The organism is Photobacterium rosenbergii (genome assembly GCF_033022775.1).
Taxonomy (GTDB): domain Bacteria; phylum Pseudomonadota; class Gammaproteobacteria; order Enterobacterales; family Vibrionaceae; genus Photobacterium; species Photobacterium rosenbergii_A.
Genome location: NZ_JAWJZI010000003.1, coordinates 389,571 through 411,329, shown reverse-complemented (window position 1 = coordinate 411,329; position 21,759 = coordinate 389,571). Strand labels below are relative to the sequence as shown.

The following is a 21,759-nucleotide window of genomic DNA, read 5'->3' as shown; positions in this document are numbered from 1 at the left end:
CTCTACTTTATTGACAGAAAATCACCCTCTACCGAGGGCAGAGAGTGATTTCGTTCGTTACCTGTAATTGCTTATTTATTACCAGCGGTAGTTAGCATTCAGCATGATTGAGCGAGACTGGCCGTAGTAACACCAGTAGTCACAACCAGATACGTATTCTTCGTCGAGAATATTGTTGACGTTAAGCTGTGCTTGCCATTTTTTGCTGATGTCATACGTCACAGCAGCATCCCAAAGCGTTACGCTTGGAATTGTTAGGTCGCTACTTGCCGGGTTGTCTTTTGATTCACCAATGTAGCGAATACCGGTACCGATATTGAGCCCTTCAAGACCCAATGAACCCGTGTTGTAATCAATCCAGGCCGTTGCCGCATGCTGAGGGATCAGGCCGGCTTGTTGAGTACCGCGGCCACCAGATTCATCAGTTTGAGCATCGGTGTAGGTGTAGTTTGCCGATAGTTTAAGGTCATCCGTCAACTGACTGACTGCTTCGACTTCAACACCTTGTGAAGAGACTTCACCGGTTTGGGTCGCAATGAAGGTATCAGGGTTGGTGACTAGTGCATTTTTCTGGGTGATGTCGAACAACGCAACGTTCACGTAGCCATCGATGAATTCTGGTGTGTATTTCACACCGACTTCGAACTGCTCGCCTTCAAGCGGTTTGTAAAGCTTACCCGTTGACGGATCGATAGTGCTCAGCACTTCGAACGACTGGGCATAACTGGCATAAGGAGATAGGCCATTATCGGCAAGGTACATCACACCGGCATTGAGTGATAATTGATTGTCATTGCGCGATTCTTTTTGGTCGACAGGGCCGAAAGCTGTATTTCCTTTGCCCTTGTTTTCCGACTTCACCCAATCGTAGCGTGCGCCGACAATACCGATCCATTGCTCTTGGAATTTAAGTTGGTACTGAGAATACAAACTCGCCTGAGTCTTGGAAATATCACGTTGGATATTCAATGACGGGTCGATAGGCGTGAAATTACCATACTCCGGCTTCCAAGGGTTGATGGTACCAAATGCAAAGTTATCTTGTTCAACACCATCAGTATTGTGGTACTGGAAGTCTACGCCAACCAGTAAAGTATGTTCAGATTCATCGCTGTACCAGTTACCTACCGCATTGTTATCAAACGTCACACTCTGGTTTTTACCATCGCGATATACCAAGCCTTGCGTCAGTTCTTCAACGGACGGATCGTTATTGAAGAAAGCATAAGAACTAATAAGGTTAAGTTTGTTGTAGCCATAGCTGAAGTTCTGCGTTAGCTGCCAAACATCGTTGTAATCATGCTCTAGGCGGTAACCGATTGAGAACTGCTCACGTTCATAGTTGTCGTAATCTGGTTGACCAAGGTTGGTCGACGGATCAATCTTGCCAAAATCAGAGTCAATCAAGGTACCAGCTGCCGGGAAGAAGGCATTGGTAGGTACACCGTCATCTTTAAGGTACGTACCTAGTAGCGTCAGCATAGTACGGTCGTTGATGTCAATTTCTAGGCTTGGTGCAATGTAGAAACGTTCATTGTTCGTACCGTCAAGTTCACCATCGGTGCTCTTCATCGTACCGACTAGGCGGTAACGCATTGTCCCGTCTTCATTGGCTTCATCTGACACATCGAAGGCAACGGCTTGGTGATTGTTGTTGCCCACTTCAACTTTAACTTCGCCTTGTGGCGTGAAGGTGGGTTTTTTCTGCACGGCATTGACTACACCGCCGGGAGGAGCTTCACCATAAAGAATCGCGGCAGGGCCTTTAACCACTTCGACACGCTCTAGGCCGTAAGGCTCCAAAAGCCATGTGTAATAACCGTCACGGAACAGGCGGTTGCCGTCTAGGTAGGTAGCAGCTTCGAAGCCACGCACACGGAACCAATCGGTGTCGTTGTCGTTGCCGAAAGGTTGTGCCGTTACGCCAGAAGTATAGCGAAGTGCTTCGTCGAGTTTCTGCGGCGAGCGTTGGCGAAGCTCTTCTTCAGAAACAATAGAAACCGCGCGGGGAGTTTCCTCTGCTGGCACATCAACTTTCAGTGCCTGGGCTGTGACCGTGATAGTTTCCATCTGGGTGGCGGGCTCATCGGCATGGGCAACTAAAGGCGCAAGCGTGGCAACGGGAAGCGCGCCGAAAAGTAGCGCGTAACGAACTGCAGTGGCTGCAGCTTTGGGTTTATTCATAACTGGATTGTCCCTGTATCTACAAGCGATAAAGTGATTGATAATTATTCTTATTAAGATTGTTTTTCGTGATTTTACTGACTTTTTCATCAAAAGATAGTAAAAAGTGCCTCCACTCACTGTTCAGTTGCTAGCTTGATTATGTTCACTTGGTTTGAAAAACTTACCCAACCCTTTCCGCAAATGGAGACAGAAAGGCCGCCAAAACAACTATTTGGCTTTTGTCGCTTCTATACCAGAGGCTTTGAAATTCCGCTTGCCTTGATGGCGGTGTTCAGTGCGCTGATAGCGCTGACCGAAGTGGTTTTGCTCAGTTATATGGGGGAGCTTGTCGATATATTGAGCAACCAGGACAGGGCAACCTTCTGGCAGGACCAGGGCGACCGCATGTTTTCGATGCTGCTGCTCGTGGTGGTGGTGATGCCGATGCTGGGTTTTCTGCATTCGATGATCATGCACCAGACCCTGCTGGGCAATTATCCGATGTCTATTCGTTGGTTGATCCACCGCTATTTGCTCAAGCAGGCGGTGGGATTTTTCCAGCGTGATTTTGCCGGTCGGGTAGCCACCAAGGTCATGCAGAGTGCCTTGGCCGTGCGCGAGACGGTGATGAAACTGGTCGATGTGCTGGTCTATATCTCCGTTTACTTCCTGTCGATGATCTGGATGATGGGGGAATCTGATACCACCCTGATGCTGCCGATTGTGGTGTGGTTGTGTATCTATGTGCTGATACAGTTTTACTTCGTACCCAAGATGAAAAAGGTCGCTACCGATCAAGCCGATGCACGCTCCATCATGACCGGGCGAATTGTTGACTCGTACACCAATATCTCGACGGTAAAGTTGTTTGCTCACTCCAAGCGTGAGCTGGACTATGCCGAGAGCAGCATGAAGCAGTTCTTGAAAACGGTCTACCGCCAGATGCGGATGGTTACCTGCTTGCTGTTAAGTGTCGATGCGCTCAATTACCTGCTGTTGCTGTCCATTGCCATGCTGTCGGTGTCCCTGTGGCTCGATGCGGCTGTGACGGTTGGCGGTATTGCGGTCGCAATCAGTATCGCCCTCCGTGTCCAGGGCATGTCTAAGTGGATCATGTGGGAAGTCAGTGCGCTGTTCGAAAATATTGGCACTGTGGTGGATGGTATCAACACGATTTCCAACGATGTTGAAGTTAAAGATGCGCCTAACGCTAAGCAGTTGACGGTTGATAAAGGTGAAATCACTTTCGACAACGTCGACTTCAACTACGGTGGTGATAAGTCGGTATTCGAAGGCTTGGATTTGACCATCAAGGCGGGTGAAAAAGTGGGTATTGTCGGTCGGTCGGGAGCCGGTAAATCGACCTTGGTGAACCTGCTGCTGCGCTTTTACGATGTCAATCAGGGCACTATTCGTATTGACGGCCAAGATATCAGCCAGGTCGAACAAGAGTCTCTGCGCCACAAGATTGGTATGGTGACCCAGGATACGTCACTGCTTCACCGCTCAATCAAAGAGAACATCCTTTACGGTGATCCGGATGCTGATTTCGATGCCATGGTTCATGCTGCCGAGAAAGCCCATGCCCACCAATTTATAACTGAGCTAAAAGATGAGAGTGGCAATATCGGTTACGATGTTGAAGTCGGTGAGCGTGGTGTGAAACTATCTGGTGGCCAGCGTCAGCGCATAGCGATTGCGCGGGTATTACTAAAAGATGCACCAATTCTGATCATGGATGAAGCGACATCGGCACTGGACTCAGAGGTGGAGTCGGCAATTCAGGAAAACCTGGAGGCATTGATGGACGACAAGACCGTGATTGCCATTGCCCACCGCTTGTCGACAATTGCAGCCATGGACCGCTTGATTGTGATGGACCAAGGAAAAGTGGTCGAGCAGGGAAGTCACCAAGAGCTGATTGATAAAAATGGTATATACGCCCAATTGTGGCGCCATCAGACTGGCGGTTTCCTGGGTTAGGGCTGAAACCCTGTACCTACAACGGTGAACCTTGACCATGTAAAAAAGGGGGGGAGCAGGAATGCTCTCCCCCTTTTTATGATAAATAGCGCTAGTTTTGATAGGTAGCGCTAGGCTGTCTGGACCTGTGGTTCTACCTTGAAACCGCGGACAATATTGCTCAGGGTGATCAAGGCAAACACCACAATCACAAGAGATAAATGCCATGGTTGGCTAAGGCCGAGCTTCACCAATCCCATACTGACAATCGATGAGGCGATCATCTGCCCGCCGCCCGACATAGCGGCAGCGGCGCCAGCCTGTTTCTTGTAAGGCTGCATCACCATAGCCTGTGAGCAAGGTAGGGCAATCCCGTTCCCCAGGATCATCAAAAACTGCCCAAGCATCAGGTACAGTGGCTCAACCGGGCAAAAGAATAGCCACAGTGCTGCACTGCCATGCAATACCGGGGTGAAAAACAGCATTCTTTGCGTGCCGATTTTCGGACGGACTCGGTTGGTCAGGGTGGTTCCTGCCAGCATACCCAGTGCTGGGATCAGTGCCCACATCGCATATTCGTCGGATGTCATGCCGATTTGGTTCTGCATGATGAAAGGCATAACGGAAACCGTTGTGATCATCAGGCTGAAGTTAAGCCAACCGATGCTGGCAAAACTCATGAAGTAGCTTGAGGTGAGCAGTTGCCAATACTGCTGGGCCATTTTCTTCGGAGAAGGCACTTTAGAGGTTTTCGCCACGGTTTCCTTGAAGCGCAAAGCGATTACCAGCCAGACAAGGGTGACATAGCCCAGTAGGGAGGTGAACACCATGGTCCAACCGAAGTGAAAGTTAATAAAACCACCCAGTACCGGTGCCATCAGAGGCGTCAGAGAGGCAGCCATGGCGATATAGGACATGGCTAGCGGCAGCTCAGCACCACTGAACCGGTCGCGGGTCGAAGCACGAGCAAGAACAGCGCAGCAACCAGTACCTAGCCCTTGAAGAAAACGTCCCATCACCATGCCGGTAAAGGAATCGCTCAGGGTAATGATCATCACAAGGCCGGACAGTGCAATCAGCAGCCCTGTCATCAGGACTTTTTTACGTCCCAGGGCATCAGAGATCGGGCCATAGAGAAACTGCGATGGGCCAAAGCCAAGCAGGTAGATACTGACCAGAAGCTGTGCTTGGTCAAGGGAGATTTCAAAATCTTTGGCAATCCAAGGCAGGGACGGAAACACCAACCCCATACTCAACTGGCCGACACTGATGATCAGGCACACCAGCCCGAGGGCTTTCCAGAAGTTACGGTCGGTCATGAGGGCTTGTTATCCTTGTGGCGTTTACAGGTATGCCGGGTACGCAATGCGCCTTCATCATCGAACTGGCTTAGTTTACTTTTCACCCGCTTTACGGTGGAAATACTGACATTACAGCTATCTGCCACGTGTTGAAGCTTGTGGCCTTCAAGCAATAGGGTGGCAATTTCCCGATGTTTTCCACGATCTGCAGGACGGCCGCGGAATTTTTGCTGCCATAACTCGGGGTTATCTTTCATCGCCTGGCGGCTGTGCTCGGCGGCCAGCAACCTTTTGCGGGTTTGCACATTGCCGTAACCGCTCAGAAGCGAAAGCAAAATGTGGCTTGATTCAGAGCCCGGAACAAACGTCAGTGGCTCAGAGAGCGTTTTTAACGTGACCCCTTTATCGAGAAGGGCTGAGAGCGTTGCTTGAACCTTATTGAAGTCATGGCTGAATGCGGTTAGCCACCAAACCCATACCACATCGCCTTCAGCGAGTTTGTCGAAAAGGTGGCGAAAGCCTTCCCTTGCCATTGGCTCGACATCACCGCGCACACGATCCTGTACTTGTTCGGCATTTGGCTCAGCGGCCAGCAAAGCTTCAATCTGCTGCTGATGTTCAGTATTTCTGGGAGAGAACCGTGAATAGATGTATTTCGCCATAAAGCAAAAATTAGCTCATTTGATGTAATGGCTCATAAATATACATTTAATAGTTCATAAACACAATGAATAGAATCTATAAGGATCCTACCCATAAAGATCTTATTGTTATTCTTGGTGTTTAGCTCACTTGCATGACTAACTTGCCGCTGTGTTGCTGCTCATTCAGGTGTTTAAGCGCTTCGGGAAGCTGGTCGAAGGCATAGACATGGTCCACCATGGCATCGAGTTTTCCTTCGCTCACCAAGTTTGCTAGCTGGTTGCCGATATCGGCCAGGTGATGGATGTGCTCGGTATGGCCATGGGAATAGGTGCCGTGCAGGGCAACTTCATGCAGGCTGAGGGCTTTGGTCGTTGCCAGTAGCGGCACTTGATTGAACTGATCGGCAATCATCACGATATGGCCGTTGTAACGAACCAAGGCACTCATGGTACTGCCAGACTTGGCTGATACACAGTCGATAACGCCGTGTACCAATTTGTCTTCGGTATATTCGATAAGCCGCATGGCAATGTTTTCAGTGTGCGGGTCAATGACTTCATCCGCACCATAGGAAAGCAGCCGCTGGTGATGCTGCCCATCGGCAATGGCATAAACAGTGGCACCGGCGAGCTTTGCCAGTTGGGTAGCAAAGCCGCCGACGCCACCTCCGGCACCGGTGATCGCAATGCTTTGACCCGTTTCGAGTCGAAGTTTATCGTGAATGGCAATCCAAGCCGAGTAACCGGCACAGGGCAGCGCCGCAGCTTGGGTGAAGCTGACGTTGTCGGGTAATCGGCTTACGGCATAGGCTTTTGCCTTGGTGTGCTGGGCAAAACCTCCACCGTCTCGGGGATCGAGGAATGCCATCACCCGATCTCCCGGTCGGAAGTGGTGAACATTTTTGCCGACTTTGGTAATGGTGCCGACTACATCAAGCCCGATAATCTGCGGGTAATTCCAAGTGGCGTAGCCCCAGTGGGCAAGCTTGTAGTCGATAGGGTTCAGGCCGACGGCTTCTACTTTTATGCAGACATCTTCGTCTGAAGGGGTCGGTTGGGTTGCCGTTGTCAGTACCAATTGGTCGATACCTTCCGGCTGGTTCAATTTCCATGCTTTCATTGGCCACCACTGCGATTCTGATTATTTTATTTATGTTTTCTACTCATTAACCTTAAACCAAATTTACTATTTTGGACTGATTGAAAGCAGCAGCGCGATGGTGAGGTGCAAATAAAAACGCCTCTTAAGCAAGAGGCGTCATTTAGAATTCTGAGTTGTTGCTGGCTGATTAGCCCAGGCGTTCAGTCAGGTAAGCATCGTAATCAGGAATTTCGATCTCTACTTTTTCAGCTAGTCTAGGCGATGAAATCATGAAGTTTGCACTAGCACGGTTGGTAGCAACCGGGATATTCCATACTGCCGAGATACGAAGCAGCGCTTTTACATCTGGGTCATGTGGTACCGCATTGAGTGGATCCCAGAAGAAAATCATCATGTCGATTTTGCCTTCGGAAATCAGAGCACCTAGCTGTTGGTCACCGCCCATAGGGCCGCTTAGCAGACAGTTCACTTCAAGACCCGACTCGCGCGCAATCATATGGCCTGTAGTGCCTGTGGCATACAAGACATGATCTTTTAATTTGTCTTTGTGCTCGTTAACCCAGCGCATTAGGTGGGTTTTACAGTTATCGTGGGCGACAAGCGCGATGTGTTTGGTTTCTTCCATTGTTCGGGTTGTTACGTGCATCTATTACTCCACAGAGACAAAATTGACAACAGCTGTCGCACAGAGTTTATGGCCCAATTGTGACAACTGTGTGGTGTTATCTGTATATCTACATCGCCATATGTAATGGATTGCACTTGGCAAGGGCATAGCATGTGCAACTCAATTCGAGGCATCAAGTATAAGTACCAGAGCTAGCTGTGGAAGTACAAAGAAATCTCTTCAAATCATTGGGTAGATAACAAAATTCCACGCTGTGGGGCTGGCCTTGATTGGTTTGCGATTACAAATGCAACAACTTGGGTAAAGATGTCAGGGGGCTTCTACATGGAATACAGGACGAAACTCCGCTGGGGAAAGTGACTCGGCAATGGCATCGCTGTCGAGGTTATCGGGTGTCAGCAAGGCAAGAATAGGTGCCAGATCTTTCTTCAACGGCTTACCTTCGAGGTACCTAACTGCTTGATCAACAGATAGCATCGCCTGCTGGGCCATTTTATCCGTTGGCGCGAAGAGGATTTTGCCGCGAAGCAGGCCGCGGTAAACACCGTGACTGAGATAGGTTGATAAGATTTGGGTCTCATTGTTCAGGTGGTTTGCCCTAAGCTCACTGATCGCGACCTCTGCTGCAACAGCACCACCGACGACATAGTCGAACTGTTGATCCGTCGCGAGGAGTTGTTGGATTAAGTTTCGTTGCAGTTCCTTGCTGTGATCTGCCCACATGGTGGTGACGATATTAATATCGCTATTCTCTGTTGCATCGTAAAAGCCCTGAACAACCGGTTTGGTACCACCACGCTTTTGCGGGCCGGGCAACATGGCGACGTTGATCATACCGCTGCCTTTGGGATGGCGTTTGGCGAGGAACTTGCCGGTTTGGTACCCCATTTGGTACCAGTCAACACCGACTCTGGCTATAACATTGTCATGGCTGTCTTTGTTGCTGGTATCAAGGTAATTGATGGTGGCAAAAACCGGAATGTCATCGGTCAATTTGGTCAGCATGTTGTCGTAGGCCAGGCTATCTACCGTGCCGAGAATAATCGCATCGGCATTCCAGGTTCTGCAGTCGGCAAGCTGGCTCTGTTGCTTATCGAGGTTCGGGTAACCGCCGGCTTCCAGCACTTTGAGTTCAATGCCGAGCTTTTTGGCATGTTCAACCATGCCATAGTTGACGGATAGCCAGTAGGAGTCTTTGAGGTGTGGATAAACCGCACAAAGCTTCCAAGGTTGACTGGCCTTCTCTAACGGTTGGTACTGAATGTTTGTCGCTTGTTTATTGGCCTCAAAAGGCGGGGTATAGGCGATAATGTCTACCGCATTGGCAGCTTGGTTCAATCCGGCGAGTGCCAGAAGTGTTATCGCTATTTTTCTTATCATGTTGCAACCGTCAGGAAATCGCCTGTTCTTTTGTTTAACTATTTCAGTCAATCAGTGCAGGACGTTGTTGTGGTTAATAACCAATTACTTATCTAGATTGGTATAATAGCATTTTTATAGGTGTCTTTTTTTATAGCTGTCTTTTGGCGAGTGTCTCTCACTTTATGATGTGTTGTCGCTTGATTGACCTGCCTACTTATCTGCCACGGTTTGTTTTATGAATTTAACTCCGAGTAGCATTGGCCAGAAACTGCTGATTGCTTTTTCCATGATGGCTGGCTTGATGATCATCGCTGTTGTGATTGGTGTTGCTGGTTTCTCTCTGGTCGCCAAAACCGAACGCACAGTGATCAATACGGCCGTGCCTGCTCTGGTTGAAGCGCGGCAGTTGTCGGATTTAAGTACCCGTATCATTTTCAATGCTCAGGTATTGGCGAAATCAAAAGATGAAAAAGAGCGGGATCAGCAAGGGAAATCGCTAACGCTGCATATCCGGGCTTTGAATAATAGTCTGGAGGCTCTTGATCAATACGCTTTCGAACCCGAGTTGATGCAACAACTGGTCACTGACGTCGAGAACATCGTCAACAATCTGGCCATGTTGGGTATGCTGGTAGGCAGAAAGATCGAGCTTAGCGAACAAGTTAAGGTGCTAAATAACACCATGACGGTAGCGACCAAACAAATTGACGAGCTGTCGCAGTCACAGGTCTCCAACGCCAATACCATCGCTGTCGCCAATGTCTCGCGTATTTACGATTTGGTGGAAAAGGGCAACCAAGAAGCAGTGTTCAACGCGCTGGATAGCTTGGTTGAAGTTGACATGGACTTGAGCGAGCGATTATTCGAGCTACGCTTTTTGTCCTTGCAAGTGATCAACATGCTCGATGACAGTGAGCAGATCAGCACCATCAGTGAACTCAACAAACTTCGGGATAGGTTTGAATACGCCGTTGGCGTGATCCAGCAGCGGGTTAAATCGGTCGAGGATCCCAGTCGTTCGGAGCAACTTCTTGAGCAGGTGAAAGCGCTAGATAACGATGGCGAGTTTTTCTCGGACATGGAAGCGTTGATCTATGCCCATCAAGATGTTGAGCGAATGGAGCAGCAAAATTTAGTGTTGTTTCAGCAATTGAACCAAACCGTAGATGGCATTATTCAGGCGGCCAATGTCGGTACTCAACAGGCTGTTAAGCAAGTAGATGAAACCCTCACCGTCGCAAGAAACAGTCTAATTGCGATTTCTGCGTTGGGTATGGTGGCACTGGTGCTGATCATGTGGCGCTACGTGTATGCGCGGGTGATCCGCCGAATCAACGATTACAGCAGAGCCCTGATGGCATTGGCCCGCGGCGATTTGGAGATCCGCCTGACTACCCAGGGGGATGACGAGCTGGCACAGATGGGCAAGGCAATCATGGTCGCCCGTGATACCGCCTATGAGCGCCACAGGTTGGCACAGGTCGAGTCGAAAATTCGCTCCGAATTACAGCAACACAAAAACAGCCTTGAGCAGTTAGTCCACGAGCGAACTAGCCAATTAGAAAAAGCCAACGAAAAGCTCAACAAAGAGGTCCGCAATCACGCTAAAGCCCGCTCCGAAGCAGAGCAGGCCAACCGCGCAAAATCCGCCTTCCTCGCGACCATGAGCCACGAAATTCGCACACCGATGAATGGGGTGCTGGGTACCGCATCCTTGCTGGCCGATACCGGTTTGAACGACAAGCAGGCGGAATACCTCAAGGTGATTAACCGCAGTGGCGAAACCCTGCTTGATATCCTTAATGATGTACTCGACTACTCGAAAATCGAAGCCGGTCACTTGGATATCCGCCCTGCGAATTTCTCACTGCATACTTTGGTTAAAGACGTTTACAGCTTGTTTGCTGGCAGGGCGCAGTCAAAGCACGTTAGCTTGGTCACCGACATTGATGACAATGTCGGTGAGCACTGGGTAGGAGATGCGACACGTATCCGCCAAGTTCTTGCCAATTTAGTCGGTAATGCCATCAAGTTTACCGAAGATGGACAAGTTACAGTGCTGGTATCGGCGTCGGCCCATGATCCGTCCCGTTTGCATATTGAAGTGGAAGATACCGGTGTTGGTATCCCGTTGCATGAGCAGGAAATGATGTTCACGGCTTTCCACCAGTCCAATGAAGGCCGTCAGGCTGCGGGTGGGACTGGGCTGGGCCTTGCCATCAGCAAGCGAATCATCGAAGCCATGGGCGGGGAAATTGGCCTTGTTTCTGCGCCGGGCGAGGGGAGCAGCTTCTGGTTTACCCTTACGCTAGAGCCAGGGGAGCATACTGAGACGGCGAGTGTTGATACGGCCGCTGGCGGCTTACCGGCAGCCAAGATACTGCTGGTAGAGGATAACCCAGTTAACAGTTTGGTGGCAGAGGGCTTTTTGCGTCGCCTAGGTCACCAAACGGTAGTCGCGGAAGATGGCCAGCAGGCGAGGGAGGTCTACGCCGGGCATGATTTTGATATCGTCCTGCTTGATATCAACCTGCCGGATACCGATGGGGTGGCCCTGCTCGGTGAGCTGAAACAGCTCAAAGCTGCGGATAGTGAGGTGCAGGCAGTGGATGAAACGCCGTTTGTTGCTTTTTCTGCCCATGTATTCAATGAAGAAGTCGAGCAATATCTATCTGCTGGGTTTGCGGGATTCCTGCCCAAACCTTTGGTTGAACATCAGTTGGTTGATGTTCTTAATTCTATTCTGGGCGGAGCCGAGCGGGTTGGCGTTGTTGAGGAAAACCCTGTTGAGCAAAGTCCTAGCGACAATCATAACGACAAGCACAGTGATAATATGAGCGAAAGCGAGGTAGATACAACAATGGCAGGAAATATGGCCGAAAACATACCTGTTTTAGATGAATCAGTACTTGGAAGTGACCTTCAGGTATTGGGCCAAGCCATGGTCGAGAAGATGATTGCTCTGTTTGCCGACTCATCGCAACAAACTATGGATAAATTACTACCTGCTATGCAGAGCGGTGATCTGGCACTGGTCGCGAGCCTGTCCCATAACCTTAAAGGGGCGGCCGGCACCATGGGCCTACGCCAGTTGCATCAAGTGTGTTTGGAAATCGAGAAGTCGGCAAAAGAAGGAACCGTCGAAGAAGAAGCGGCTAATGCACTAGAAGCGGTATATCAGGCGTCGTTAACGGCACTTAACCGCACTTTCGCGGTTGATTGAGGCTGATTACCCCCTTTTGTTATCTACACCCCTAATTGCAGCATTCATTTATGTGTTCAATTGTACTGTCAGTGACTTGGAGTAGAATGCTCTGATAAGTATACCTTGATGCTGGCTTTGCTGGTCCAGAGAGGCACACCTTTCATAAGGGGTGTATTTTTATTCATTCCTGGTGCATAATTCAATGCTTAATTTTATGCAATGGAGTGCCTAGTATGGATGTAGGGTTAGTTGGAGTTTTTATTACTGTTGCAGTTGCTCATTTTCTAGCATTATTAAGTCCAGGACCTGATTTTGTTTTGGTCGTCAAAAGTGCAATACGTAATAAAGGAAAGAATGCCATTGGTGTAGCATTTGGTATTGCCTTAGCCAATGCAGTTTATATCGGTCTTTGCCTAATTGGTGTTGGTTCAATTTTAGCTGCATCAGTACACATAATGATTGTGCTTAAAGTTGTTGGTGGTCTATTTCTTATCTATTTGGCTTACCATGCCTTGAAGGCAAGAAAAGCGTCATATGTAAATCTTGATTCCGAGCTAAAGTCAGTACCTAAGCACTCTGGCTCTTTTGTGTATGAATTGGTTACTGGCTTTATGTCAGGGGTACTTAACCCCAAAAACTTATTATTTTACTTGAGCCTTTTCACCGTGGTGTTAACAAATGAAGTGAGTTTTGGATTCAAGCTAGGTTTGGGTATATGGATGACACTAGTAGTCTTTCTCTGGGATGCAGCCATCATTTTTTTGCTTTCTACCCATAGCGTAAGAAAAAGGTTTACAAAGGCAGCTTATTACATAGATAAAGTAACCGGTGCTATATTGGGGCTTATCGGGGTGAGTATTGTCAAATCAGCGATAGTGCGTTAAAAAATATAAAAAATTCAAGGCGGATTCGCAGCGTGTGGTATTTGTGGGGCGCAGTAAATTTAGTGATTTAGGTGGTGTGCGGTAACATGGTGTTACGTTGAAAGCCACTTAATCAGGCGTCAGCACTCCCGTCAGAAAGGTAACAAAAGGATTATTATGAATTTTCAAGAAATGTCAGAGAAGGAAATTTTAGATATTGCGAATCCAATCATGGACAATCTGATGGAAGCATCTACAAATATTGACTACGAGCTACACGTTCGTGATTTCAGCAAGCGAATGCTAAAAATTGTCACCCGAGACCACCTCAATGAAATCTGTGTGAAATATCAAGCTGAAAAGGGTTTCTTTGCAGAAAGAGAGTTCGTTGCAGTATTTAAGCGACCAGATTCAGCGGCAATAGTTTGGAAGCAATATTACACGAAAGCTGCTGGTGAACATGTGGCAGAAATGGTTTTAGTTTACGAAGATGGGCGCTATTTAGTAGACCATGCGATGGTGTTCTAAAAGAGTGTCGACACATATTGAGGGTCTCTTAATGCGGTCTCAACGCTGCCTGCTACGTTTACGCAGGGCCAATAGATAGTATTCCAGGCTCTATTCAACGAAATTGTTAAATGGCTTCTGGTGTCCAGAGAGTTTCAATTTAGCCTATTGTGCGACTTACCCGGTTTCATCAAACACAGTTTTGTTCCTCGTCATGAAGTAAATACAGCGTCCCAATTTATGGGCGAGAACGGATAAGGCCTTGCATTTAAGGGTGATTCGCAACGCATGGCATTTTTACTGTGCGTTGGTTTAAGTGACTCTTCTTCCCATTGAATTTAGTCTTATAACCATCTTACTAATAAGGATCTGAACGTTCAGATCCTTATTAATTTATCTGGCTAACGAACAAGTAGTACTCGTTAAATTACGTTTCTCTACTTCTCGTTGTAGAACGCAGACTTCGGCGCATTAGGGATGTCGCCGGTTTCGGTCGGGTTGCTAGGATCCCCGCTCCATTCAAACCAGCCGCCGTCATAAACGCTGATGTCTTTCCAACCCATCACATGGGCGTAGAAGAAGACTTCGGAGGCACGCCAGCCGGTACCGCAGTAGAACGATACTGTCTGGGATGCGTTAATGCCCCAATCTTTCCAGAAGTCAGTCATGATACTTGGACTGATCATGGTGTCATCCGGGTTGCGGAAATCTTCCAGATGGTAAGCATCAGAGCCCGCATGTCCCCATTTTGAACCCTTGATGCGGCCTTTGGGTTCGATATAGCGGTAACCGCTTGTCTCACCAACATACTCAGCCCAGCTGCGGATACTGACCAGTGATTGGTGTTCAGGATCTTCCAGGATTTCACGGGCCTTTGGAACATCAATGATGTACTGCGGATTAGCCGGGATCTTGCGGCCAAACTCAACAGGCTTGGCGTGGTTGCGCAGAGGTTGGGTTGAAAAACCTGCATTGACCCAGGACTGCCAGCCGCCGTTGAGCAGGCGTACATCATCAACCCCGGCATACATCATCAAGCTGGCCGCTCGCGCAGCTGCGGTGTTGTCGCGGCCGTATAGGATGACGGTGGTATCGTGGGAGATACCCAATTCTTTGATTGTCGCTGCCAGCATCTGATCGTCGACCCGGTTCCACCAAGGCTCGGACTCAATGCTGTTGGTATTGAGATATAGCGCCGAAGGAATATGGGCGGCAAGGTATTTGGTTGGTGGTCCCCACGCGACTTCGACCACTTTGAAGCCTTTGGCTGGTGGGTGAAGGACATCTTTGCCGTTGATCAGCTGATTGAGCCACTCAGCAGGCACAAGCTGCTGGTAGTTTTCAAGTGCGGTCAGCTGACCGGAATAATCGGTAACAGCTTGGCTGATAAGCTGGATATTGTTATTGCCAAGGCTCTTGAGCTGATCTTGTAAAATCTCTGCTTTTTCAGGCTGACAGTAAAGGTATGTCGGCTTGTGGAGGTCGATGCCTCTATTTTCGAGTTCGGCTTGGACAACCTGGGGGCGAAGCGTCGATAGCCAGTCGGCATCGAAATTAATAGCACCAGGGAAGTGACCGCCGCGTGTTTGGTTGGCTTCGGGCCAGCCGTTGTAGTGATTGCTCGACCGGCAGTCGATGACTTGAACGTCTTGATTATTTTCGGCGGCTAACTGATCAAAAGTTGCCGCCACAAGTTGGGGACTCATCACTGCTGCTGAAGAGAGCAGCGCCCATTTGGTTAGTTTCATCGGAGTTACCTAGCATAAAAAGAAGAGCCAGCATTATATTATGCTGGCTCGCTATTTTATTGATATGAGTAATGTTCTTTCGGTTTAGCTTGCTTGCGCTGCGGTATTTTTCGAGCGGTTCACATTTTTGCTATTAGGCTTGCGGCCTCGTTGACTTGGCTTCTGACCTCTTGGCTTCACATCGCTGTTACGATAGCTTTTGCCGTTGCCGTTGCCGTTGCCGTTGCCGTTGCCGTTGCCGTTGCCGTTGCCGTTGCCGTTAGCTTGGCGCTTACGCTGTTGGCCGTCAGCATTACGAGGTTTATTGTCACCTTGTTTCGGTGCGTTACCTTTGCGAGGACCTGAATTGCGTTTTGGTTTATTGCGGCTTTCAGTACGGCCATCAGTACGCTTTTCAGTGCGCTTTTCAGTATTGCTTTCTGCCGCTTCTTTTGGCTTTTTCGGTTTCTTTGGCTTTTTCGCTTTAAGCGGTTTGATCGCCAAAGAGTTCGGTAGTGCATTGGTTGGCACAAAACCCACCACATCTTTACGCTCTAGGTGTTGCTGAATCAATTGCTCAATGGCGTTAAGCTCTTTGATTTCATCTGCGCACACCAGTGAAACTGCGTGGCCTTCAGCACCAGCACGGCCTGTACGACCAATACGATGAACATAATCTTCGGCCACATTTGGCAGATCGAAGTTGACTACCTGTGGAAGCTGGTCGATATCGATACCACGGGCGGCAATATCGGTTGCGACTAGAATGCGGATATCACCGGTTTTGAAGTTTGCCAGTGCCTTGGTACGGGCACCTTGGCTTTTGTTACCGTGGATAGCTGCCGCGGTAATGTCGCGCTCTTCAAGGTATTTTGCCAGGCGGTTAGCCCCGTGCTTAGTACGGGTAAAAACAAGCGCCTGCTGCCACTTCTTCTCTTGGATAAGCTTGGTCAGCAGTGCTGGCTTTTTCTTCTTGTCCGTTGGGTAAATCCACTGCTGTACGGTTTTGGCTGTGCTGTTGCGCGGTGTTACCGAAATCTCTACTGGGTTATTGGTCAGCTCGCGAGCCAATTCGCGGATCTCTTCCGAGAAGGTCGCAGAGAACAGCAGGTTCTGACGCTTGGCAGGAAGCAGCGCTAGGATCTTTTTGATGTCACGGATAAAGCCCATATCCAGCATACGGTCGGCTTCGTCTAGTACCAGTACTTCGAGCTGGTTGAACTTAACAGCGTTCTGGCCGATAAGATCCAGCAAGCGGCCAGGAGTGGCGACCAGTACGTCGGCACCCTTGCGCATGCGCATCATCTGCGGGTTGATCTTCACCCCGCCGAAAACGACCGCCGAGCTGAGTGGCAGTTTCTTGGAATAGGTTGCAACGTTTTCACCGACCTGGGCTGCCAGCTCGCGGGTTGGCGTCAGTACCAATGCTCGTACTTGGTTAGCACGAACGATTGGGCCTTTAGATAGACGCTCAAGAATTGGCAGGGTAAAGCCTGCGGTTTTGCCTGTTCCTGTCTGTGCCGCCGCCATGACATCCCGCCCTTCCAAAACAGCAGGGATCGCCTGCGCCTGAATAGGAGACGGGGTTTCGTAGCCTTGGTTGGCAACAGCTTCAAGAATTGGGGTGCAAAGGCCCAAAGAGGCAAAACTCATAGAAAATTCTCAGTTGGATAAAAGTATGATCTGCCTCACACAGGCAGCAAGCGGGGTAGCTTACAGCAGGATCGGTAAATGTCCTAATCTTTCAGGATATTCTGTATAGCGTCGGTGGGCTTTCAGGTATCGCTGGGATCTATCAGTAATTCAAACCGCTCGTTACCGTGGAGAGATTCAAAGTCAGGATCTTCTGCGGCTAACTCGCGCAGTGAGGCGCTTCCACTGACCGCTTTTTCCAAGTCGTTGATAGCTAGCTCTTCTGAGCCTAAACAGGCATAGGCACAAGCTCGCTGGTAAAGTGCATGAGCATTGCTTGAGTCAAGCTCGAGTACGCGGTTACAGAGACTGAGTGCCCAGTGAAACTCCCTGATTTCCATAACGGCATCGGCTTTGTAGGTCAGGGCTTCCAAATCGCCGGGGCGGATTTTTAAGATATCATCGTAGACTTCGATTTTCTGTTCAGGGGTCTGTAAGCCTTGCGAACGCAGCCACAGGTTGTGGATTTCGTTGATGGTCTCAATCTCTTTGTTGTTCTGGGCAATGATGCGGGTTTTGCGTTTGAGATCTTGCTCGAGGCGTTGAAATTTCTTCTCGTATTGATTGGCAATTGACTGCAGCTGTTGGTCGGCCGCTTTCTTGGTGTTATCCCGCAATTCTCGAAGGGACTGCCAACCGACGAAAGCAAACAAAGAAGCAGCACCAGCAATCAAGTAAAAGAAGTAGGTGACAGTGACATTGGCGTAGTTCATCGATTTATCGGCAACGGCCAATTCTCGGTCGGTAATTTCAATCACCATCCTGCGCTCAAGGTCTTGTTGGTCGATACGCAATGCTTTTAGCTCATCCAGGATGTATCTTTCCATCAAGGGGCGTTCCAGTATTTTATCTTCTGCTGGCGGTGTCTCGGCACTGGCGAGGGCCGAAAAGACCAGGGCAACAAAAAAGATAAGGGGGCGAAATAACATAGGGACTTCCTTGAGTAAAAAATACTTCAAGGAATAGTCTAAAGGAACGGCGGTTAGATTGGAAATCGACAGCAAGAGTAAGAAAAGCGCTGATGGCCTGAGAAAGTTGATTGCTTACTAACAACGAGGCACAGGAAGATATTGGTTGGCGGCCAAAAACTTGGTTACCACCAGCGCTGGAGAGACGTCGAATTAGGACTGGTCTTCAGATATCAGTTTCAGATATCAGTCTTCCAAACCACCTTCTTTTTGCACGGTTGCCAACATTGCCTTACGCTTCAGCTCTTTATCGGCTTCTTGCTGGCAACATACAGTGTTGGCTTCCTCGAAGCTGGTTTCTGCGTTGTTTGAAAAAACATAATCTTTATTAAAAGTCAGCATGACGTTTACCCTCAAGTCATCATGTTGTTTACGACATACATCCTGTCTTGGTTTGGTTAACAAACCATCATCCCTGATTAATTATTTTAAGGAGGAGCAAGGAGGCGTAGTTCACAGTTTCCCCGCTCTTGTAGGCGTAGAACGATCAAATTGTCGTTAATCTATACCCAGTAATTTCAATGCGTTTCTGGCTGAGTCGAAAGCAAACTCACTCGGGGAAATGTCATTGCGCTTTACCCAGCGGATAGCGGCAACATCATCATTTGCTTGCATTTTTGGCTTGCTATCAAGTGTGATGAGAAAGAAGGCATCACAGGTTTTGTATTTGATATCGCGGTAGTTGTAGGTGTTGGGTGCCGAGCCGATATAGCGCATGTCGGTAGGCTGAAAGCCTAGTTCCTCTTGCAGTTCACGGCAGAGGGCTTGCTCTAACGATTCATCATAATCGACAAATCCACCGGGAAAATCGAGCATGTCTTTGCCGGGATCACGCCCGCGTTCTGCCACCAAGACTTCATCGCCACAGCAGATAACCGCTAAAACCGCCGATGCGGTATTGTGGAAATAGGTGAACTGGCAGTGCTCACAATGAAACGCTTTGATATCGGTGTGAGCGAGTGAGGCTTGACCGCAAGAAGGGCAGTACATATGGAAACCTAGGCATCGGCAGAAGAAACAAGCGGCGAGAATAACTTACCCGCTACGTGAATGCCAAGCCGGATTGGGTTAAAATCTTCGTTGTTAGTTAAATTATCGAAGTCACCACTGGTTAGAAAAATGTCTGAAGAACACGAAGAATATGAAGTTGAAGCCCTTGGCGTTGAGGTGAGTGCCCAGCCTATTGAGCTTTATAAGGTGTTGAAAATTGCCAACGCCGTAAGTGGTGGCGGTGAAGCCAAGTTTGCGATTGCCGAAGGTTATGTCGCGGTAAATGGCGAGCTGGAACAACGTAAACGCCGTAAGGTGTACGATGGCGATGTCATTGAGTTCAACAATGAGTTCTACCTAGTACTTTGCGATCAGCCAGTGACTGAGGTGGTGGAAAAGCCAAAGAAAGCGGCTGAGCCAAAGCCAGCTCCTCGCGCTAAGTCAGCATCAAAAGCGGAGAAGGGTAAAGGGCAGGGTGCCAAAGCCGGCTCTCAAGGAGGCCGCTCCCAAAGTAATAAAGCCAATAAAGCTAAGAAAGGCGGCTCAGGCAAGCCAGCAGCCAAAGGCCCAGCAGATAAAGCAACAGGCCGTAAGCCAATTAGCTTCTAACAAAACACAGGCCGCGAATGTCGCGGCCTTGTTGTATCTCGGGTAATCAAGCATCAGGCCCGGTGATTGCTTAGCCCGTATTTCTTGATTTTACGGTACAGGGTGGCAATCCCAATCCCTAGTTCTTCGGCGACCATTTTGCGGTTGCCAAGCCGCGAAATGGCCTCTTCAATGCGGATCTTCTCCATCTCTTCTAAGCTCATCGAGCAATCGTCGCTTAAGACTTCCTGCGGACTGGCTGTTTCAGGTGTTTGCTCAAAGTATGGAGGTAGCAAGTCGACGTCTATCTGGTCGCCTTCTGGCACGACATTGACGAGATATTCCACTAAATTGCTCAGCTCTCGAACGTTCCCCGGCCAGTGGTAGGCATTAAGGCGGCGCATCGCTTCAGCACTGATCCCCGGGTAAGTCACCCCGATTTTTTGGGTGTGGTGCTCGAGGAAGTAATTGATCAGCAGCGCGATATCCCCCTCTCGCTCTTTTAGCGGTGGCAGGTGGATAGGGATAACGTTAAGGCGGTAGTACAAATCCTCACGGAATTTGTTGGTGGCGATCATCTCCTGGAAATTACGGTTGGTCGCCGAAATAATACGAATATCAACCGGAACGGATTTATTCGAGCCAATAGGCATCACTTCCCGCTCTTCCAATACACGTAATAACTTGGCTTGCAGGGTCATCGACATATCACCGATTTCATCGAGGAATAGGGTACCTTTGTTGGCAGCCTGGATCAGACCGGTCTTGCCCTTGGTGGAAGCACCGGTAAAGGCGCCTTTGACATAACCAAACAGCTCACTTTCCAGCAATTGATCAGGAATAGCGGCACAGTTAATGGCGATAAACGGGTAAGTGCTGCGATCACTCAGGTTATGGACTGCATTGGCGATAACTTCCTTACCGGTGCCGCTTTCACCGTTGATCAGCACGCTGGACGGACTGCTGGCAATGCGGGTGATGAGCTTTTTCAGCTGGCGCATCTTGGTACATTCGCCGATAACTGTAGCGAATTGAGGTTCATGATCCGGGATCATCAAGGCGCTGTTGGGTTGATGGTAAGCCATCAGAAATAATTGGTGGCCGTGGGCATTATAAAACTGCCCGACTAATAATTCCTGCCGCCCACCCAGCGAAATAATATGCTGCTGGTGGCCCTTCATTTCATTGTTGTGAAGCGACAGAGGTTGAATATTAATTTCAAGGGTATGCAGCCCTTCCTGCGTTATATTTAGGTTATTGAGTGCGGGCTGGTTACCGTATTTTACCCGATTGTTTTCATCGAGAACTAATACGCCTTGGTCCATGTTTTCAATAAGATTAGTAAACACCTCATCGAGACCTTCACTGTTACTGTTTTTCTCGACAACTTTAGACACCACAATTTGGGCGATGTGTTTAATGTAGTCTGAGAAAAGCTGGACATTTTCCTTGATTCTTTCACGCGACTCTTCGGTAAACGCGACAAGACTGATGACTCCTAGGCACCTTTCTTCAATCATGATAGGCACGCCCAGAAAGGCCATTTCACGGCAACCGTTTTTGTTAGTACACCCTTCGCATAAAGGATCGGTACGAGATTTTACGACAACTTTTTCTTCATGTGTTTCAAGGATATACCTGAATATCCTTGAACTGGTATTAAGCTTCTTCCCAAAAAACTTACTGTAGGGACCCGTGCCTGCAATTCGCACTAAATCGGCATCGACAACTTCGGCATCGATCTTCAACACCGCCGACAACATCTGAGTAAAGCGGAGGATAGTCGGTTGCAGTTGCATTAATTCTGAGGGTCTTGGTGTATTCAGCATATTGACTGGCTTATTCCTTTAATGACCGAATTAACATAAAGAAAAACCCAGTTATGCTGTTTGATATGTGTCAGGGTTTTTTGATTGATTGTTTTAAAAAGAAATATTTTGCTAGCAATGTCACATGGGAATATCAATATGATAATCCCTCTTTTTTATCACTATCATTTTGGTCTAGCGAGTTGATACCTCGGTGATAGCCGATATTTCTATCGCCTCTCCTTT

At 48.7% G+C, this 21,759-nt stretch carries 17 protein-coding genes; 5 read left to right on the top strand and 12 right to left on the bottom strand.

The features are described 5' to 3' along the window. Window positions 1-78 precede the first annotated feature (78 nt). Complete coding sequence (locus R2X38_RS09755) at window positions 79-2,184, bottom strand: TonB-dependent siderophore receptor (RefSeq protein WP_317522034.1); 2,106 nt, start codon at window positions 2,182-2,184, stop codon at window positions 79-81. A 141-nt stretch (window positions 2,185-2,325) separates the two neighbouring features. On the opposite strand from R2X38_RS09755, the gene R2X38_RS09750 reads away from it, so the two are divergent. Beyond that, window positions 2,326-4,149, top strand: a complete 1,824-nt coding sequence (locus R2X38_RS09750; RefSeq protein WP_317522033.1) for an ABC transporter ATP-binding protein — start codon at window positions 2,326-2,328, stop codon at window positions 4,147-4,149. A gap of 110 nt (window positions 4,150-4,259) precedes the next feature. Here R2X38_RS09750 and R2X38_RS09745 read toward each other — a convergent pair whose 3' ends face one another. The 5 genes from R2X38_RS09745 to torT form a co-directional block, all read right to left on the bottom strand. After that, window positions 4,260-5,447 (bottom strand): multidrug effflux MFS transporter, encoded by a 1,188-nt coding sequence (locus R2X38_RS09745; protein WP_317522032.1) that lies wholly within the window; start codon window positions 5,445-5,447, stop codon window positions 4,260-4,262. Then, the gene (locus R2X38_RS09740) at window positions 5,444-6,091 is read right to left on the bottom strand and encodes a recombinase family protein (protein WP_317522031.1); all 648 of its coding nucleotides are present in this window, start codon (window positions 6,089-6,091) and stop codon (window positions 5,444-5,446) included. The genes R2X38_RS09745 and R2X38_RS09740 overlap by 4 nt, the downstream gene beginning before the upstream one ends. Window positions 6,092-6,212: 121 nt before the next feature. Then, window positions 6,213-7,193 carry a zinc-binding dehydrogenase gene (locus tag R2X38_RS09735; protein ID WP_317522030.1) on the bottom strand — a complete coding sequence of 327 codons (981 nt, stop codon included), beginning with the start codon at window positions 7,191-7,193 and terminating at the stop codon, window positions 6,213-6,215. Window positions 7,194-7,362: 169 nt separating this feature from the next. Then, the gene (locus tag R2X38_RS09730; RefSeq protein ID WP_187463878.1) at window positions 7,363-7,821 is read right to left on the bottom strand and encodes a methylglyoxal synthase; all 459 of its coding nucleotides are present in this window, start codon (window positions 7,819-7,821) and stop codon (window positions 7,363-7,365) included. Between the two features lie 291 nt (window positions 7,822-8,112). Continuing rightward, window positions 8,113-9,183, bottom strand: a complete 1,071-nt coding sequence (gene torT, locus R2X38_RS09725) for a TMAO reductase system periplasmic protein TorT (RefSeq protein WP_317522029.1) — start codon at window positions 9,181-9,183, stop codon at window positions 8,113-8,115. 217 nt (window positions 9,184-9,400) lie between these two features. Between torT and torS the strand changes: the two genes are divergently transcribed. The 3 genes from torS to R2X38_RS09710 all read left to right on the top strand — a co-directional run bounded on the left by torS (window position 9,401) and on the right by R2X38_RS09710 (window position 13,761). Further along, on the top strand, window positions 9,401-12,388 hold the full coding sequence (gene torS / locus R2X38_RS09720; protein ID WP_317522028.1) for a TMAO reductase system sensor histidine kinase/response regulator TorS: 2,988 nt from the start codon (window positions 9,401-9,403) through the stop codon (window positions 12,386-12,388). A gap of 215 nt (window positions 12,389-12,603) precedes the next feature. Then, window positions 12,604-13,254, top strand: coding sequence for a LysE family translocator (locus R2X38_RS09715; protein WP_317522027.1), 651 nt, complete (start codon window positions 12,604-12,606; stop codon window positions 13,252-13,254). Between the two features lie 156 nt (window positions 13,255-13,410). Further along, entirely contained in the window at window positions 13,411-13,761 is a 351-nt protein-coding gene (locus R2X38_RS09710; protein WP_039466099.1) for a hypothetical protein, read from the top strand. 416 nt (window positions 13,762-14,177) lie between these two features. On the opposite strand, the gene R2X38_RS09705 is transcribed toward R2X38_RS09710, so the two are convergent. The 5 genes from R2X38_RS09705 to R2X38_RS09685 all read right to left on the bottom strand — a co-directional run bounded on the left by R2X38_RS09705 (window position 14,178) and on the right by R2X38_RS09685 (window position 19,117). Further along, a complete protein-coding gene (locus R2X38_RS09705) occupies window positions 14,178-15,488 on the bottom strand; it encodes a rhodanese-like domain-containing protein (RefSeq protein WP_317522026.1) in 1,311 nt (436 codons plus the stop codon). Between the two features lie 84 nt (window positions 15,489-15,572). After that, on the bottom strand, window positions 15,573-17,120 hold the full coding sequence (locus tag R2X38_RS09700) for a DEAD/DEAH box helicase (RefSeq protein ID WP_317522025.1): 1,548 nt from the start codon (window positions 17,118-17,120) through the stop codon (window positions 15,573-15,575). Window positions 17,121-17,242: 122 nt separating this feature from the next. Then, complete coding sequence (locus R2X38_RS09695; protein WP_317522024.1) at window positions 17,243-18,088, bottom strand: tetratricopeptide repeat protein; 846 nt, start codon at window positions 18,086-18,088, stop codon at window positions 17,243-17,245. A gap of 225 nt (window positions 18,089-18,313) precedes the next feature. Further along, window positions 18,314-18,469 carry a hypothetical protein gene (locus R2X38_RS09690; protein ID WP_317522023.1) on the bottom strand — a complete coding sequence of 52 codons (156 nt, stop codon included), beginning with the start codon at window positions 18,467-18,469 and terminating at the stop codon, window positions 18,314-18,316. 156 nt (window positions 18,470-18,625) lie between these two features. Continuing rightward, window positions 18,626-19,117 carry an NUDIX hydrolase gene (locus R2X38_RS09685; protein ID WP_317522022.1) on the bottom strand — a complete coding sequence of 164 codons (492 nt, stop codon included), beginning with the start codon at window positions 19,115-19,117 and terminating at the stop codon, window positions 18,626-18,628. Between the two features lie 129 nt (window positions 19,118-19,246). Between R2X38_RS09685 and R2X38_RS09680 the strand changes: the two genes are divergently transcribed. Then, complete coding sequence (locus R2X38_RS09680; RefSeq protein ID WP_317522021.1) at window positions 19,247-19,726, top strand: RNA-binding S4 domain-containing protein; 480 nt, start codon at window positions 19,247-19,249, stop codon at window positions 19,724-19,726. A 53-nt stretch (window positions 19,727-19,779) separates the two neighbouring features. Here R2X38_RS09680 and R2X38_RS09675 read toward each other — a convergent pair whose 3' ends face one another. Then, the gene (locus tag R2X38_RS09675; RefSeq protein ID WP_317522020.1) at window positions 19,780-21,504 is read right to left on the bottom strand and encodes a sigma 54-interacting transcriptional regulator; all 1,725 of its coding nucleotides are present in this window, start codon (window positions 21,502-21,504) and stop codon (window positions 19,780-19,782) included. Window positions 21,505-21,759: the final 255 nt, after the last annotated feature.

What these genes read in the sequence shown, in the direction of transcription:
- R2X38_RS09755 (WP_317522034.1), bottom strand. Translation starts at nt 2,184, where the DNA reads ATGAATAAACCCAAAGCTGCAGCCACTGCAGTTCGTTACGCGCTACTT.
- R2X38_RS09750 (WP_317522033.1), top strand. Translation starts at nt 2,326, where the DNA reads ATGTTCACTTGGTTTGAAAAACTTACCCAACCCTTTCCGCAAATGGAG.
- R2X38_RS09745 (WP_317522032.1), bottom strand. Translation starts at nt 5,447, where the DNA reads ATGACCGACCGTAACTTCTGGAAAGCCCTCGGGCTGGTGTGCCTGATC.
- R2X38_RS09740 (WP_317522031.1), bottom strand. Translation starts at nt 6,091, where the DNA reads ATGGCGAAATACATCTATTCACGGTTCTCTCCCAGAAATACTGAACAT.
- R2X38_RS09735 (WP_317522030.1), bottom strand. Translation starts at nt 7,193, where the DNA reads ATGAAAGCATGGAAATTGAACCAGCCGGAAGGTATCGACCAATTGGTA.
- R2X38_RS09730 (WP_187463878.1), bottom strand. Translation starts at nt 7,821, where the DNA reads ATGCACGTAACAACCCGAACAATGGAAGAAACCAAACACATCGCGCTT.
- torT (WP_317522029.1), bottom strand. Translation starts at nt 9,183, where the DNA reads ATGATAAGAAAAATAGCGATAACACTTCTGGCACTCGCCGGATTGAAC.
- torS (WP_317522028.1), top strand. Translation starts at nt 9,401, where the DNA reads ATGAATTTAACTCCGAGTAGCATTGGCCAGAAACTGCTGATTGCTTTT.
- R2X38_RS09715 (WP_317522027.1), top strand. Translation starts at nt 12,604, where the DNA reads ATGGATGTAGGGTTAGTTGGAGTTTTTATTACTGTTGCAGTTGCTCAT.
- R2X38_RS09710 (WP_039466099.1), top strand. Translation starts at nt 13,411, where the DNA reads ATGAATTTTCAAGAAATGTCAGAGAAGGAAATTTTAGATATTGCGAAT.
- R2X38_RS09705 (WP_317522026.1), bottom strand. Translation starts at nt 15,488, where the DNA reads ATGAAACTAACCAAATGGGCGCTGCTCTCTTCAGCAGCAGTGATGAGT.
- R2X38_RS09700 (WP_317522025.1), bottom strand. Translation starts at nt 17,120, where the DNA reads ATGAGTTTTGCCTCTTTGGGCCTTTGCACCCCAATTCTTGAAGCTGTT.
- R2X38_RS09695 (WP_317522024.1), bottom strand. Translation starts at nt 18,088, where the DNA reads ATGTTATTTCGCCCCCTTATCTTTTTTGTTGCCCTGGTCTTTTCGGCC.
- R2X38_RS09690 (WP_317522023.1), bottom strand. Translation starts at nt 18,469, where the DNA reads ATGCTGACTTTTAATAAAGATTATGTTTTTTCAAACAACGCAGAAACC.
- R2X38_RS09685 (WP_317522022.1), bottom strand. Translation starts at nt 19,117, where the DNA reads ATGTACTGCCCTTCTTGCGGTCAAGCCTCACTCGCTCACACCGATATC.
- R2X38_RS09680 (WP_317522021.1), top strand. Translation starts at nt 19,247, where the DNA reads ATGTCTGAAGAACACGAAGAATATGAAGTTGAAGCCCTTGGCGTTGAG.
- R2X38_RS09675 (WP_317522020.1), bottom strand. Translation starts at nt 21,504, where the DNA reads ATGCAACTGCAACCGACTATCCTCCGCTTTACTCAGATGTTGTCGGCG.